General features: G+C 70.9%; 13 protein-coding genes. 9 read left to right on the forward strand and 4 right to left on the reverse strand.

What is annotated here, in order from left to right:
- The first annotated feature begins 43 nt into the window (after positions 1 to 43).
- From OG735_RS31100 to OG735_RS31110, 3 genes are all read left to right on the forward strand, one after another.
- Entirely contained in the window at positions 44 to 427 is a 384-nt protein-coding gene (locus tag OG735_RS31100) for a helix-turn-helix domain-containing protein (protein ID WP_327326442.1), read from the forward strand.
- Between the two features lie 151 nt (positions 428 to 578).
- Positions 579 to 1,049, forward strand: coding sequence for a Dps family protein (locus tag OG735_RS31105; RefSeq protein WP_327326443.1), 471 nt, complete (start codon positions 579 to 581; stop codon positions 1,047 to 1,049).
- 216 nt (positions 1,050 to 1,265) lie between these two features.
- A complete protein-coding gene (locus OG735_RS31110; RefSeq protein ID WP_327326444.1) occupies positions 1,266 to 1,505 on the forward strand; it encodes a hypothetical protein in 240 nt (79 codons plus the stop codon).
- On the opposite strand, the gene OG735_RS31115 is transcribed toward OG735_RS31110, so the two are convergent.
- From OG735_RS31115 to OG735_RS31125, 3 genes are read right to left on the reverse strand one after another with little or no spacing between them, the layout of a single operon-like run.
- The gene (locus OG735_RS31115; RefSeq protein ID WP_327326445.1) at positions 1,453 to 2,217 is read right to left on the reverse strand and encodes an SDR family NAD(P)-dependent oxidoreductase; all 765 of its coding nucleotides are present in this window, start codon (positions 2,215 to 2,217) and stop codon (positions 1,453 to 1,455) included. The genes OG735_RS31110 and OG735_RS31115 overlap by 53 nt on opposite strands.
- 32 nt (positions 2,218 to 2,249) lie before the next feature.
- Positions 2,250 to 3,071: an Fpg/Nei family DNA glycosylase gene (locus tag OG735_RS31120; RefSeq protein ID WP_327326446.1), complete on the reverse strand. Its 822-nt coding sequence runs from the start codon at positions 3,069 to 3,071 to the stop codon at positions 2,250 to 2,252.
- Positions 3,072 to 3,119: 48 nt separating this feature from the next.
- The gene (locus OG735_RS31125; protein ID WP_327326447.1) at positions 3,120 to 7,754 is read right to left on the reverse strand and encodes an ATP-dependent helicase; all 4,635 of its coding nucleotides are present in this window, start codon (positions 7,752 to 7,754) and stop codon (positions 3,120 to 3,122) included.
- A gap of 91 nt (positions 7,755 to 7,845) precedes the next feature.
- On the opposite strand from OG735_RS31125, the gene OG735_RS31130 reads away from it, so the two are divergent.
- The 3 genes from OG735_RS31130 to OG735_RS31140 are packed head-to-tail and all read left to right on the forward strand — an operon-like array spanning position 7,846 to position 9,849.
- Positions 7,846 to 8,706, forward strand: a complete 861-nt coding sequence (locus tag OG735_RS31130; protein ID WP_327326448.1) for an AraC family transcriptional regulator — start codon at positions 7,846 to 7,848, stop codon at positions 8,704 to 8,706.
- A gap of 10 nt (positions 8,707 to 8,716) precedes the next feature.
- Positions 8,717 to 9,544, forward strand: coding sequence for an AzlC family ABC transporter permease (locus OG735_RS31135; protein ID WP_442812520.1), 828 nt, complete (start codon positions 8,717 to 8,719; stop codon positions 9,542 to 9,544).
- Positions 9,541 to 9,849, forward strand: a complete 309-nt coding sequence (locus OG735_RS31140) for an AzlD domain-containing protein (RefSeq protein WP_327326450.1) — start codon at positions 9,541 to 9,543, stop codon at positions 9,847 to 9,849. Before OG735_RS31135 ends, OG735_RS31140 begins: the two co-directional genes overlap by 4 nt.
- A 35-nt stretch (positions 9,850 to 9,884) precedes the next feature.
- Here OG735_RS31140 and OG735_RS31145 read toward each other — a convergent pair whose 3' ends face one another.
- A complete protein-coding gene (locus tag OG735_RS31145) occupies positions 9,885 to 10,820 on the reverse strand; it encodes a hypothetical protein (RefSeq protein WP_327326451.1) in 936 nt (311 codons plus the stop codon).
- 79 nt (positions 10,821 to 10,899) lie between these two features.
- On the opposite strand from OG735_RS31145, the gene OG735_RS31150 reads away from it, so the two are divergent.
- The 3 genes from OG735_RS31150 (at position 10,900) to recA (ending at position 13,965) form a co-directional block, all read left to right on the forward strand.
- Complete coding sequence (locus tag OG735_RS31150) at positions 10,900 to 11,094, forward strand: DUF3046 domain-containing protein (protein WP_327326452.1); 195 nt, start codon at positions 10,900 to 10,902, stop codon at positions 11,092 to 11,094.
- 285 nt (positions 11,095 to 11,379) lie between these two features.
- On the forward strand, positions 11,380 to 12,549 hold the full coding sequence (locus tag OG735_RS31155) for an AI-2E family transporter (RefSeq protein ID WP_327328516.1): 1,170 nt from the start codon (positions 11,380 to 11,382) through the stop codon (positions 12,547 to 12,549).
- 291 nt (positions 12,550 to 12,840) lie between these two features.
- Positions 12,841 to 13,965 (forward strand): recombinase RecA, encoded by a 1,125-nt coding sequence (gene recA / locus OG735_RS31160; RefSeq protein WP_327326453.1) that lies wholly within the window; start codon positions 12,841 to 12,843, stop codon positions 13,963 to 13,965.

The raw sequence follows: 13,965 nt of genomic DNA on the forward strand, positions 1-13,965 counted from the left end.
GGCGTGAAGGATGCGGCTACGCGGTCCGAGGAGGGAGCCACCGATGATTCTGCTCCGTCGCCTGCTGGGTGACGTGCTGCGTCGGCAGCGCCAGCGCCAGGGCCGTACTCTGCGCGAAGTCTCCTCGTCCGCCCGAGTATCTCTCGGCTATCTCTCCGAGGTGGAACGGGGGCAGAAGGAGGCTTCCTCCGAGCTGCTCTCCGCGATCTGCGACGCGCTTGACGTACGGATGTCCGAGCTCATGCGCGAAGTGAGCGACGAGCTGTCACTGGCCGAACTGGCCGAGTCGGCAGCGGCGAGCGAACGGGTGCCTGCGCCAGTACGCCCGATGCTCAATTCCGTCTCCGTGACGTCGGTGGCGGGTGTGCCGACGGAGCGGGTGACCATCAAGGCGCCTGCGGAGGCGGTCGACGTCGTCGCCGCCTGAATCCGTACGGCTTGGTTTACAGCTGGGCCCCGACTGGTACTCGAGTGCTGGTCGGGGCTTTCGCTTTCCCCGGATGCCCGTTTTTGGGTGTTTGTGTAATCGTGGATGGTGTCTGCGGAGCCAGTAGCTGTGTACCGAGTGGAGGACATGGATGTCTGTCGTGAAGAGCCCTCTGTCCGAGGTGGACCTCAAGACGGTCGGCAACGCCCTGCGTGGAGCGCTCGTGGACCTGGTGGATCTCTCGCTGGTGGCGAAGCAGGTCCACTGGAATGTGGTCGGCCCACGCTTCAGGTCTATCCATCTGCAGCTCGACGAGGTCGTGGCTACGGCGCGGCTGCACTCCGACACGGTGGCCGAGCGGGCGTCGGCTGTCGGGGTGCCGCCGGACGGGCGGGCCGCGACGGTGGCGGCGCAGAGCGCGATCGGCGCGGTGCCTGAGGGATGGGTCAAGGACACGGACGCCGTACAGGTCCTGGTGGATGCGCTGGGCGCGGTGATCGGGCGGATGCGGGAGCGGATCGTGGCGACGGCGGACCCGGATCCGGTGACCCAGGACATTCTGATCGGGCTCACGGCAGACCTGGAGAAGCACGCGTGGATGTTCCAGGCGGAGAGCGCGTAGGCGTATGCGCCGTGGCCGGGCTGCCGGGCTCGGCCTCGGCGGCCGCGCCGGGGGCGCGGCGGCAAACGCCTTCCAGGCACTGCGGACTTCGGCTTGTCGTCGCACTCTGGAGTGATGGGAAGTGAGGGGACCAGCGCTCCGCGCGCCGCGTTGTCCACCCGTGCGCCCTCCCGCCGGGTGATCGCGCCGGTCTAGCGTGGGCCGGAGGAGGCAGCCATGGCAGTACGCGGGGTGGTCCTCGTGCCGGTGGTCGCTCTCGGGCTCGTGGTCGGCGGGCTGTGGTGGTGGGCCGTGCTGCGGCTGGTGCTCATACCGCAGCAGGCGGGGCTCGTCGAGGGTGCGATGGCGGCGGGCGGGTGGGGGCTGAGTCTGCTGCCGGTGCATGTGACGGCTTCCCGCGAGATCACCAGGGCATCGCCACGCCGCCGTTCGGGCGGAGAATCTGGCCCGTCGTGAAGGATGATGCGTCGGACGCCAGATGAAGGACCGTATGGGCGATGTCCTGCGGCTCGCCGACTCGGCGCAGTGGGGACATCCGGACCATGGTCGCCTCGGCCTTGAGCTGGAGCGCCTCGTCGTGGCGGTCGGTCATGGGAGTGCGGATCCAGCCGGGGGCGACGGCGTTGACGCGGATGGAGTGCGGCCCGAGCTCGGTCGCGAGGGTCTTGGTGAGCTGCACCACCGCCGCTTTGGCCACGCTGTAGCAGAGCAGACCGGCATTCGCGGCGTCGACGGCGCCCGAGGCCATGGTGACGATGGAGCCGTGGGTGCCCGCGGCGATCATGGCGCGGGCCGACTCCTGGCATGCGTACAGAATCCCTTTGAAGTTGACCGCGAGGACACGGTCGAGATCCTCGTCCCTCGTCTCCAGGACCGTGCTGCTGTGCATGATGCCGGCGACGGCTGCCATGACATCGAGCCGGTCCGCGCTCGCGATCGCGGCCCTGAGCCGGGCGCGGTCGGTGACGTCGAGGGTGTGGGTGTGCGCGGCCCCACCCGCGTCGGCGATCAGGGTCCGGGTCTCGTGGAGGCCCTTTTCGTCGAGGTCGGCGCAGTGGACGGTGGCTCCCGCCTCGGCGAGGAGGACGGCGGAGGCGCGGCCGATGCCGCTGGCCGCGCCGGTGACGAACGCGGTGCGGCCGGTGAGGTCGTACGCCTTGAGGGCCATGCGGGGAAGGTACGACCGGATCTGACGGGTCGTCAATCAGTGGGTCCTGTTTGGCAGCGAGGGCACCAGTAGGTGGGGCGTTCGCGGCTGCCGTCGCCCTGGTCCGCCTTGCGGATGGGGGTGCCGCAGCGCAGACAGGGCATGCCCTCGCGCCCGTAGACATGGAGGCGGGGACCGGGGCGGCGGCCGCCGGTCGGGGCTGCCGTGTTCGCCGTGGTACGACGGTCGAAGCTGTGCTTGTTGGCTTCCAGGAGGCGGTGAGCCGTGATCATGAGCCGCTCCGTGATGCCGGCGGGGAGCTCGCCGACGGGCAGCCAGGGCGTCACGCGGGCCAGGAACGCGAGCTCCGACTTGTAGACATTGCCGATGCCGGCGAGATTGCGCTGGTCGAGCAGCGCTTCGCCGAGGAGCCTGGCCGGGTCGGCGAGCAGATTGGCGACGGCAATGTCCGCGTCCCAGTCCGGGCCCAGCAGGTCCGGGCCGAGATGTCCCACCGTCTGCTCCTCGTCGGCGGTGCGCAGCAGCTCCAGGACGGGGAGCCGGTAGCCGACGGCGGTGTGTGCGGCGTTGCCGAGGATGGCACGGATCTGGTGCGTGGGGCCGCCGCGCCAGCGCTCACCGGAGCCGTACACCTGCCAGGAGCCGTCCATACGAAGGTGCGAGTGCAGGGTGAGGCCGCCCTCGATGCGGGTCAGGAGGTGCTTGCCGCGCGGGGTGACGTCCAGGACGGTCCGGCCGGTGAGATCGGCGGTGGCGAAACGCGGGACGCGTAGGTCGGAACGGGTCAGGACCTGCCCGGCGAGTGCGGTGTGCAGGCGCTGGGCGGTCAGCCAGACGGTGTCTCCTTCGGGCATGGCATCCATGATGCGGGACACGGCGGGCCGGGGTCAGCGGCTTGGCGCTCAGGGGCGCAGACGCAGCCCCCTCGGGGTTGCGTGGAAGCCCGCGGTCTCCAGGGCGCGGGCCAGCGGAGAGGTCAGCGCCGGTGTGCCGTTGGCCCGCTCCACCGTGATGGTGCCGAGCGCGCCCGCGCGAGCGGCATTGGCCAGGACATCGCACGCCGCGTGGAGGGCGAGGGCGTCCGGGTCGGTCGCCCAGGCCAGCAGGGTCTTGCCGCCTCGCTCCAGGTAGAGCGTGAGCTCGCCGTCCACGAGGACGACCAGCGAGCCCGCCTTGCGGCCGGGCTTGTGCCCGGCACCGGTCGGCGGCTCGGGCCAGGGCAGAGCGGCCCCGTACGCATTGGCGGGATCCGCGGCGGCCAGCACAACGGCGCGCGGTGCCGTCTGCTCATCGGCCCGGTCCTTTGCCGTGGCCGCCGCACGGAGGCGGTCGACCGCGCCGTCCATCGCGAACTGGGCCGCGCCGAGCCCCTCCACGACATAGCCGCGGCGCGCCTGTCCGCTGTCCTCGAACGCCGAGAGGATCCGGTACGTCGCGGAGAAGCCTCCTTCCACGCCCTCGGCCGCCACCGCGCCCCGGGTCACCACGCCATGGCGGTCGAGGAGCGTACGGGCCAGGGCATGTGCCCGGTGGGTCGGGTCGGGCTCGGTGGCCGGGAGCAGAGACCAGCGGCCGCTCACTGTCGGCGGTCCCGTACGGGAGGCGGGGCGGGCGGCCGCGGTCAGGCTGCCGTAGCGCCCGCGGGGGACGGTCCGCTTGGCACGGTGGGCCGTGGAACCGGCGGTGCGGCCCGATCCGAGCAGCGAACGCAGTGGAGCCAGCGTGTCGTTGGTGAGCCGGCCGGACCAGGCCAGGTCCCAGATGACGTCCGCCAGTTGGGCATCGGCGGCGTCCGGGTGTGTGGTGGCCCGGACCTGGTCGGTGATCTGGCGGAAGAACAGCCCGTAGCCGGGGGAGAGGGCGCTGAGGACGGACTCGTGCAGCGCGGTGAGCTCCAGGGGGTGGGGCGGGGGGAGAAGCAGCGGGGCGGTGTCGGCGAGGTAGAGGGAGATCCAGCCGTCCTTGCCGGGCAGCGAGCCCGCTCCGGCCCACACGACCTCGCCCGCCGTGGTGAGTTCGTCGAGAAGGGCGGGGGTGTAGCCGGAGACACGTGACGGGATGATCAGCTTCTCGAGGGCGGAGGCGGGGACCGCGGCACCTTGGAGCTGCTCGATGGCGCGCGCCAGTCCGTCGATGCCGCGCAGGCTGTTGCTGCCCAGGTGCTGCCACTTGGGGAGGAAGGTGGCGAGCGCGGCGGGCGGGACCGGCTCCAGCTCATGGCGCAGGGCTGCCAGCGACCGGCGGCGCAGCCGGCGCAGCACGGTCGCGTCGCACCACTCCTGGCCGATGCCGGAAGGGTGGAACTCACCCTGTACGACCCGCCCGGTCGCCGCGAGGCGCTGCAGTGCACCGTCCGTGACGGCCGTGCCCAGGCCGAAGCGGGCCGCCGCCTGGGTCGAGGTGAACGGGCCGTGCGTACGCGCGAACCGGGCGAGCAGGTCGCCCAAAGGGTCCTTGACCGGCTCGGTGAACGCCTCCGGAACGCCCACCGGGAGCGCCGTGCCCAGCGCGTCGCGCAGCCGGCCCGCGTCCTCGACCGCCGCCCAGTGGTCCGCGCCCGCGATCCGGACCCGGATGGCCCGGCGCGACGCCGCCAGATCCTGTGGCCACTGAGGGTCGCCGCCGCGCTCGGTCAGCTCGGCATCGGTGAGCGGGCCGAGGATCCGCAGCAGATCGGCGACGCCCTCCTTGTCCTTGATCCGGCGGTCCTCGGCGAGCCACTGCAGCTCCCGCTCCAGCTCGGCGAGCACATCGGCGTCGAGCAGCTCCCGCAGCTCGGCCTGGCCGAGGAGTTCGGCGAGCAGCCGGGAGTCCAGCGAGAGGGCGGCGGCGCGACGCTCGGCGAGGGGCGAGTCCCCCTCGTACAGGAACTGGGCGACATAACCGAACAGCAGCGACCGTGCGAAGGGCGAGGGCTCCGGGGTGGTGACCTCGACCAGCCGGACCCGGCGGGACTCGATATCACCCATCAGCTCGGTGAGGCCGGGGACGTCGAAGACATCCTGGAGGCATTCGCGGACCGCCTCGAGGACGATCGGGAAGGACCCGAACTCGCTCGCCACCTGCAGCAGTTGGGCCGCCCGCTGGCGCTGCTGCCACAGCGGGGTGCGCTTGCCGGGGCTGCGCCTGGGGAGCAGCAGCGCACGCGCGGCGCACTCGCGGAACCGGGAGGCGAAGAGGGCGGAGCCGCCCACCTGGTCGGTGACGATCTGATTGATCTCGCCCTTGTCGAAGACGGTGTCCGCCGCGCCGACCGGTGCCTGCTCGCTGTCAAACGTCGTGTCGAGGTGGACCGGGTCCTGGTCGAGGAGGTCCAGGCCCATCAGATCCGCGTCCGGCAGCCGCAGCACGATGCCGTCGTCGGCATGCATGACCTGAGCATCCATGCCGTACCGCTCGGCGAGCCGGGCACCGAGCGCCAGCGCCCACGGCGCGTGCACCTGGGCCCCGAAAGGGGAGTGGATCACGACCCGCCAGTCGCCCAGCTCATCGCGGAAACGCTCGACCAGGATCGTCCGGTCGTCCGGCACATGGCCGCAGGCGCGGCGCTGCTCGTCGAGATAGCCGAGGACATTGTCGGCTGCCCAGGCGTCCAGACCGGCCGCCAGCAGACGGAGCCGGGCGTCCTCGGGGGTCAGGCCGCCGACCTCGCGGAGGAACGCGCCCACCGCGCGGCCCAGTTCGAGCGGGCGGCCGAGCTGGTCGCCCTTCCAGAAGGGGAGCCGGCCCGGCACGCCTGGGGCCGGTGAGACGAGCACCCGGTCGCGGGTGATGTCCTCGATCCGCCAGGAGGTGGTGCCCAGGGTGAAGACATCGCCCACCCGGGACTCGTACACCATCTCCTCGTCGAGCTCGCCGACCCGGCCGCCGCCCTTCTTCGGGTCCGCGCCTGCCAGGAAGACGCCGAAGAGGCCGCGGTCGGGAATGGTGCCGCCGGAGGTGACGGCGAGTCGTTGCGCGCCCGGGCGGCCCGTGACCGTGCCCGCGACGCGGTCCCAGACCACGCGGGGGCGGAGCTCGGCGAAGGCGTCGGAGGGATAGCGTCCGGCGAGCATGTCGAGGACGGCGGTGAAGGCCGACTCGGGCAGCGAGGCGAACGGCGCGGCCCGGCGGACCAGAGCCAGTAGATCGTCGACCTGCCAGGTGTCGAGGGCGACTATCGCGACAAGCTGCTGTGCCAGTACGTCCAGGGGGTTGGACGGGACACGGAGCGCCTCGATGGAGCCGGTGCGCATTCGCTCGGTGACCACGGCCGCCTGCACCAGATCGCCCCGGTACTTGGGGAAGACGACGCCGGTGGAGACCGCGCCCACCTGGTGGCCGGCGCGGCCGACCCGCTGCAGGCCGGAGGCGACGGACGGCGGGGACTCGACCTGGACCACCAGGTCGACCGCGCCCATGTCGATACCCAGCTCCAGGCTGGAGGTGGCCACAACGGCCGGCAGCCGGCCCGCCTTCAGGTCCTCCTCGACCAGCGCCCGCTGCTCCTTGGAGACCGAGCCGTGGTGTGCGCGGGCGAGCAGGGGAGGGGCGCCCTGTGCGGCTCCGGACTGAGCCATGATCTCGGCCGGTGCCGGCTTTTCGGGCATTGCCTCACCAGTGGCGCGTTCGTACGCGATCTCATTGAGGCGGTTGCACAACCGCTCCGCCAGGCGGCGGGAGTTGGCGAAGACGATCGTGGAGCGGTGTGCCTGGACGAGATCCGCGATGCGCTCCTCGACATGCGGCCAGATGGACGGCTTCTCGCCATTGCCGGATGAGGACGACGAGACCTCGGACGCGGGGGAGCCGCCCAACTCGCCCAGATCCTCGACCGGGACGACCACCGACAGGTCGAACTCCTTGCCCGAGGGCGGCTGGACGATCTTCACCTTGCGCTGCGGTGACAGATAGCGAGCCACTTCGTCCACCGGCCGTACCGTCGCGGACAGGCCGATCCGCCGGGCCGGGCGTGGCAGCAGCTCGTCGAGCCGCTCCAGCGACACAGCGAGGTGCGCGCCCCGCTTCGTGCCGGCGACGGCGTGCACCTCGTCGAGGATCACCGTCTCGATCCCCGACAGCGCGTCCCGTGCCGAGGAGGTGAGCATCAGGAACAGCGATTCGGGCGTGGTGATCAGGATGTCCGGTGGCTTGGTGGCCATCGAACGCCGCTCGGCGGGCGGGGTGTCACCCGAGCGGATACCGACCCGCACCTCGGGCTCCGGCAGCCCGAGCCGCACGGACTCCTGACGGATCCCGGTGAGCGGACTGCGGAGATTGCGCTCGACGTCGACCGCGAGCGCCTTGAGCGGCGATACGTACAGCACGCGGCACCGCATCTTCGCGTCCGCGGGCGGCGGCGCGGACGCGAGGCGGTCCAGCGCGGCGAGGAACGCGGCCAGGGTCTTGCCGGAGCCCGTCGGTGCCACGACCAGCACGTCCGAGCCCTCCCCGATGGCCTGCCAGGCCCCCTCCTGCGCGGCGGTGGGCGCGCTGAACGCCCCCGTGAACCAGCTTCGGGTCGCGGGAGAGAAGGAGTCGAGTGCAGACCTGGCCATGCCCCCTATCGTGCACCGCACCACTGACAATCAGCTGTCCAGCTCATGGACCCCCAGGTCAGCGATGAGGCGGCCGGAGCACAATGGCTGCATGGGGCGGCCGATACCGCACGAGTGGGCGAGGCACTGGCAGTACGAGGAACTGCCGGGCCTCGATCTGCTGCGTGCCCGATATGTCCGGCACACCTTCCCGCGCCACAGCCACGAGGGCTTCACCTTCGGGGCGGTCACCGGCGGTCTCGAGGACGTGAGCCTGCCGGAGGGAGTCATCCAAGCGGGCCCCGGAACCGTCGTCATGATCAACCCGGAGGTGCCGCACGCCGCCCGCGCCGGGGTGCCCGAAGGCTGGACGTACGCCACCCTCTACCCCTCCGTGGAGCTCGTCTCCGACATCGCCGGGGCCGTGACCACGCTCCGCGGCACCCCTGGATTCGCCGAGACGATCGTCGAGGACCCCAAGACCGCCCAGCTGATACGCGGGGTGCACCGGGCGGCGGAGGAAGGCAACGCACTGGCCGCCGACAGCCTGCTGCGCATCGCGGTGGCCCGGCTGCTCGGCCGCCACGGAAGCGCCCTCCCCTCCCGTGCGCCCACGGCCTCCGGCGCCCGCACCGCCGCCCTCGCGAAGGAGCTCCTCGAGGAGCGGATGGCCGAGCCGCCCTCCCTGGAACAGCTGGCGAAGGAGCTCGGCAGCAGCCCCTTCGCGCTGCTGCGCGCCTTCAAGGCGGCATACGGCATGCCGCCGCACACCTGGCTCACCGACGCGCGTGTGCGCCGCGCCCGCCACCTCCTGGAGGCAGACACAGCGCCCGCCGAGGCGGCCGTCGCCGTTGGCTTCACCGACCAGCCGCATCTGAACCGGCACTTCACCCGGATCGTCGGCGTCCCGCCCGGGGCGTACCGCAAGGAGCGCGCAAGAACGTACAAGACCACCGGCGAGGGCCCCGCGTAAGTTCCGCGTCGTGGCAGAACAGACAGCTCCCCCAGAGATTCACACGATGGCCCCCTCAGAGATACGCACCACCGCGGAGCCCGTGTCCAAGTCGGACTCGGCCGTCGTACGCGACGCGCTCGGCGTCGGCATCGCCGTCGGCCTGTCCGGCTTCGCCTTCGGCGTGACCTCCGCAGGATCCGGCCTCAGCCTGCTGCAGACATGTGCGCTCAGCCTGCTGGTCTTCACCGGTGCCTCGCAGTTCGCGCTGGTCGGTGCGATCGCGGCCGGCGGCAATCCGCTCGCCGCCGCCGCGGGCGCCTTCTTCCTCGGCGTACGCAACGCGTTCTACGGTCTCCGGCTGTCCCAGCTGCTCGCCCTGCCCCGCTTCGTACGCCCCTTCGCGGCGCACTGGGTCATCGACGAGACCACGGCTGTCGCCCTTGCCCAGCCCACGCGGCGCGCCGTGCGCCTCGGCTTCACCGTCACCGGGCTGACCCTGTATGTGCTGTGGAACCTCACCACGTTCCTGGGGGCGCTCGGAGCCGAAGCCATCGGCGACACCGCCGCCTGGGGGCTGGACGCCGCAGGACCTGCGGTCTTCCTCGCGCTCCTCGCGCCCATGCTGCGTACGACGACCGAGCGGGCTGTCGCAGGGCTGGCCGTGATCCTGGGACTCGGGTTTCTGCCGGTGCTGCCCGCCGGAGTGCCGGTGCTGGTCGCCGCGCTGGCCGCGCCCGCCGTCCTCTGGTTCAAGGGCCGCACGATCACCGACGGCACGAAGAGCGACTGCCTGAAGACGGACAGCATGACGACACACAGCAAGAAGGCAGACAGCGCGAAGGGTGAGGACCGTTGAGCATCTGGATCGCGATCGCGGCGACCGCCGTCGGCTGCTACCTCGTGAAGCTGGTCGGCCTGCTCGTCCCGGCCGACGCCCTCGAGCGGCCCCTGGTCCAGCGGCTGGCCGCCCTGCTGCCCGTCGCCCTGCTGGCCGCGCTCACCGCGCAGCAGACCTTCAGCGCCGACAACTCCCTCGTCCTCGACGCACGGGCCGCGGGCCTTGCGGCGGCAGCGCTCGCACTGGTCCTGCGCGCCCCCTTCCTGGTGGTCGTCGGGGCGGCGGTGGCGGTCACGGCGGGCGTGCGCGCACTCGGGGGCTGACCACACGGAGGGGAAAACGACGGTGGCCGGTCGCGTCAGCCGATGGCGCGACTGTGCGCCCGTAGCGTCCGCAGCGCCTCGATCGTCATGATCGGCCGCGACTCCAGGGCTGTGCCGGGTGCCCACTGGCGCCAGTTGACGGGCCAGCCGCCGTCCTCGCGCTGCTCTTCCGCGAGATGCTCGAGCGAACGCGCCATCTCCTCGTCCGTGAACCAGCGGCGGGCGAGTGACTGTGGCGTACGGGCGTAGTCGTGCGGGAAGTGATGCTCCTGCGGCGCGTAGCCAGGCGCGACCGGGTACTCGTCGAGTCGCTCCGGATCCAGCACCGCCAGGCGCTGCTCGCGCACCAGCCGGCCGAGTCGGCCCGCCGCGGCCTCGGCGCGCGAACGGTCCGGGGTGCCGTCCAGGAAGGCCAAGGCGGCCTCGATCTCGTACGGATGGGACTTCTCCAGCGTGTCGACGGCTGCCCAGCAGAAGTCCGTGGCCCGGAACAGCCAGGCGTGCCACACCTGATTACGGTGCAGCAGCCCCACCACGGGACCCGTCGCGAGCAGCTCGCTCGGCGGGTCGTCGACGATCGGGATGAAGGGCGCGGACGGATAGCCGCGCTGGGACGGGTGGATCGCGGGCAGTGCCCCGTCGTGCGTCGACACCTCCGTCAGGTAGCGGCACATCCGCTCCACGCGCAGTCCGCCGCAGCGGCCGATGGAGTCGAGGATGCGCAGGGCGTGGGCCGTGTGCAGCGGCTGGCTGACGGGGCCGCGCAGATCGGGTTCGAGGGCGTGGCCGTAACCGCCGTCCTCGTTGAGGTACGCGGCCAGGGCTGTCTCGACGGTGTCCGAGCCGCCGCCGAGGAAGTGGTACGCGAACCGCCGCTGTTCCAGCACCCGGGCCGTCAGCCAGATGAAGTGCTCGGCGCGGGCGAGGGGTGACGCGAGCGAGGACGCGGGGGTTGCTCCGGTTCCAGCCATGTTCTGACCGTAGGGCGGAAAGGCCTTTCGGCAAGAGGGACGGACGCGGCTGCACCCCCAGGGGCGGGATACTGAGGTCATGCGGTTGACGATTTTCTGGGAGCGGATGGCGGACCACTTCGGTCAGGCGTACGCCGATTCCTTCGCGCGCGACCATGTGATGGCCGAGCTCGGGGGCCGTACGGTCCATGAGGCGCTGGCCGCCGGCTGGGAGACGAAGGATGTGTGGCGCGGAGTCTGCGCCGCCGTCGGAATCCCCGTGGACAAACGCTGAGGCGAGTGGCGCGGCGCACGGTCACGCGAGCGACGGGACGAGCGGCCGGAAATCGGTGGGAGGAGCGGTGAGACACGGGGCGGCCGATTACCCCCGGCAGTCATGGGCGACACTGGCCGCGTGGCCCCGACCGACAAGACCGACCAGGACATGACCGCTGAGGACGTGCCCGACCAGGACGTGCCTGCCGAGGGCATAGCCGCCGAAGGCATAGCCGCTCAGGACACGACCCCACCGACCGTGCCGCCTCCCGCACCTGAGGGCGGCCCCGGTGGCTCCGGCCGTATGCCCCGCTGGCTGCCGCGTGCCATGGTGCTCGCGCTGGCGCTCTTCGCCTGCTTCCAGCTCGGCAGCTGGGCCTTCCACCAGCTCATAGGGCTGCTGCTCAATATCCTGATCGCCTTCTTCCTGGCGCTGGCGATCGAACCGGCGGTCGGCCGGATGGCAGCGCGCGGCATGCGCCGCGGCCTCGCCACCTTCCTGGTCTTCTTCGCCGTACTGATCGCGGGTGCCGGCTTCATGGTGCTGCTCGGCTCGATGCTGGCGGGCCAGATCGTCGACATGGTCGAGGACTTCCCCAAGTACCTCGACTCGGTGATCCGCTGGATCAACGACACCTTCCACACCGAGCTCTCCCGGGTGGAGGTCCAGGACAGCCTGCTGCGCTCGGACTGGCTGCGGAAGTACGTCCAGAACAGCGCGAGCGGAGTGCTGGACATCTCAGCCACCGTGCTCGGCGGGCTGTTCAAGCTGCTGACGATCTTCCTGTTCTCGTTCTACTTCGCGGCCGACGGGCCCCGGCTGCGCCGCGCGATCTGCTCCGTACTGCCGCCGGCCAAGCAGACCGAGGTGCTGCGCGCCTGGGAGATCGCGGTCGACAAGACCGGCGGCTACCTCTACTCGCGCGGCCTGATGGCTCTGATCTCCGGCGTCGCGCACTACATCCTGCTGGAGATCCTGGGTGTGCCGTACGCCCCGGCGCTCGCGGTCTGGGTCGGTCTGGTCTCGCAGTTCATCCCGACCATCGGTACGTATCTGGCGGGCGCGTTGCCGATGCTGATCGCCTTCACCGTCAACCCCTGGTACGCGTTGTGGGTGCTCGGATTCGTCGTGATCTACCAGCAGTTCGAGAACTATGTGCTGCAGCCCAAGCTCACCTCGAAGACCGTCGACATACACCCGGCGGTGGCCTTCGGCTCGGTTGTCGCGGGCACAGCGCTGCTGGGAGCGGTCGGCGCGCTGATCGCGATCCCGGCGGTGGCCACCCTCCAGGCGTTCCTCGGCGCGTATGTGAAGCGGTACGCCGTGACCGACGATCCGCGTGTGCATGGTCTCCGGCTGCGCGACGGAAGGACGTTCGCGCGGGTGTGGCACGTGCTGCGAAAGGGCCGTAACGCTCCGGTCGCCGGCGCAGGCGGGCGGAATGCCGGAGCGGACACCGACGACGGGGCCTGAGGCAGGACTCCCGGCCGTCGGGGTCGGGAGGGGCGGGTGGCCCTTGTGCCGGAAGGCACCGGCTTGCGTGACGAGCCGGGCGACGAGCCGTGTGATGCGCGGTTCGGCGGGCCGACCGGTGTGCCGGGTGGTGCGCTTGACACCGAAATCGAACATCCATTCTTATGGGATTCCGGCCCTCGGTTTCCGAGAGTTATCCACAGGCTGGAAGGACGTCGGCGCCCATTGTCAGTGGCAGGGGTTAGCGTCTTTGACGTGAAGCGATCGACTCAAGCAAATCGGGTGGAACCCATGGCAGGAACCGACCGCGAGAAGGCGCTCGACGCCGCGCTCGCACAGATTGAACGGCAATTCGGCAAGGGCGCGGTGATGCGCCTGGGCGAGCGGCCGAACGAGCCCATCGAGGTCATCCCCACCGGGTCGACCGCGCTCGACGTCGCGCTCGGCGTCGGCGGCCTGCCGCGCGGCCGCGTGGTGGAGGTGTACGGACCGGAATCCTCCGGTAAGACCACCCTCACGCTGCACGCCGTGGCCAACGCCCAGAAGGCGGGCGGTTCGGTGGCCTTCATCGACGCCGAGCACGCCCTCGACCCCGAGTACGCGAAGAAGCTGGGCGTCGACATCGACAACCTGATCCTGTCCCAGCCGGACAACGGCGAGCAGGCGCTCGAGATCGTCGACATGCTCGTCCGCTCCGGCGCCCTCGACCTGATCGTCATCGACTCCGTCGCGGCGCTGGTGCCGCGCGCGGAAATCGAGGGCGAGATGGGCGACTCGCACGTCGGTCTGCAGGCGCGGCTGATGAGCCAGGCGCTCCGGAAGATCACCAGCGCGCTGAACCAGTCCAAGACCACGGCGATCTTCATCAACCAGCTCCGCGAGAAGATCGGTGTGATGTTCGGCTCGCCGGAGACCACGACCGGTGGCCGGGCACTGAAGTTCTACGCCTCGGTGCGGCTCGACATCCGTCGTATCGAGACCCTGAAGGACGGCACGGACGCGGTCGGCAACCGCACCCGCGTCAAGGTCGTCAAGAACAAGGTCGCGCCGCCCTTCAAGCAGGCCGAGTTCGACATCCTGTACGGCCAGGGCATCAGTCGCGAGGGCGGCCTGATCGACATGGGCGTGGAGAACGGCTTCGTACGGAAGGCGGGCGCCTGGTACACGTACGAGGGCGACCAGCTGGGCCAGGGCAAGGAGAACGCCCGTAACTTCCTGAAGGACAACCCCGATCTCGCCAATGAGATCGAAAAGAAGATCAAGGAGAAGCTGGGCGTCGGCGTCAAGCCGGAGGCTCCGACGGCCGAGCCGGGCGCGGACGCGGCAGGTGCCGCGGGCGCCGAGGACGCGGCGAAGGTGCCCGCCCCGGCGGCGAAGGCCACCAAGGCGACCAAGGCCTCGGCGACCAAGAGCTGA

The organism is Streptomyces sp. NBC_01210, assembly GCF_036010325.1.
In the GTDB taxonomy this organism is placed as follows: Bacteria; Actinomycetota; Actinomycetes; order Streptomycetales; family Streptomycetaceae; genus Streptomyces.

Coding starts and splice junctions, on each gene's coding strand:
- recA (WP_327326453.1), top strand. CDS start 12,841: ATGGCAGGAACCGACCGCGAGAAGGCGCTCGACGCCGCGCTCGCACAG.
- OG735_RS31110 (WP_327326444.1), top strand. CDS start 1,266: ATGGCAGTACGCGGGGTGGTCCTCGTGCCGGTGGTCGCTCTCGGGCTC.
- OG735_RS31155 (WP_327328516.1), top strand. CDS start 11,380: ATGCCCCGCTGGCTGCCGCGTGCCATGGTGCTCGCGCTGGCGCTCTTC.
- OG735_RS31125 (WP_327326447.1), bottom strand. CDS start 7,754: ATGGCCAGGTCTGCACTCGACTCCTTCTCTCCCGCGACCCGAAGCTGG.
- OG735_RS31130 (WP_327326448.1), top strand. CDS start 7,846: ATGGGGCGGCCGATACCGCACGAGTGGGCGAGGCACTGGCAGTACGAG.
- OG735_RS31150 (WP_327326452.1), top strand. CDS start 10,900: ATGCGGTTGACGATTTTCTGGGAGCGGATGGCGGACCACTTCGGTCAG.
- OG735_RS31105 (WP_327326443.1), top strand. CDS start 579: ATGTCTGTCGTGAAGAGCCCTCTGTCCGAGGTGGACCTCAAGACGGTC.
- OG735_RS31145 (WP_327326451.1), bottom strand. CDS start 10,820: ATGGCTGGAACCGGAGCAACCCCCGCGTCCTCGCTCGCGTCACCCCTC.
- OG735_RS31115 (WP_327326445.1), bottom strand. CDS start 2,217: ATGGCCCTCAAGGCGTACGACCTCACCGGCCGCACCGCGTTCGTCACC.
- OG735_RS31120 (WP_327326446.1), bottom strand. CDS start 3,071: ATGCCCGAAGGAGACACCGTCTGGCTGACCGCCCAGCGCCTGCACACC.
- OG735_RS31100 (WP_327326442.1), top strand. CDS start 44: ATGATTCTGCTCCGTCGCCTGCTGGGTGACGTGCTGCGTCGGCAGCGC.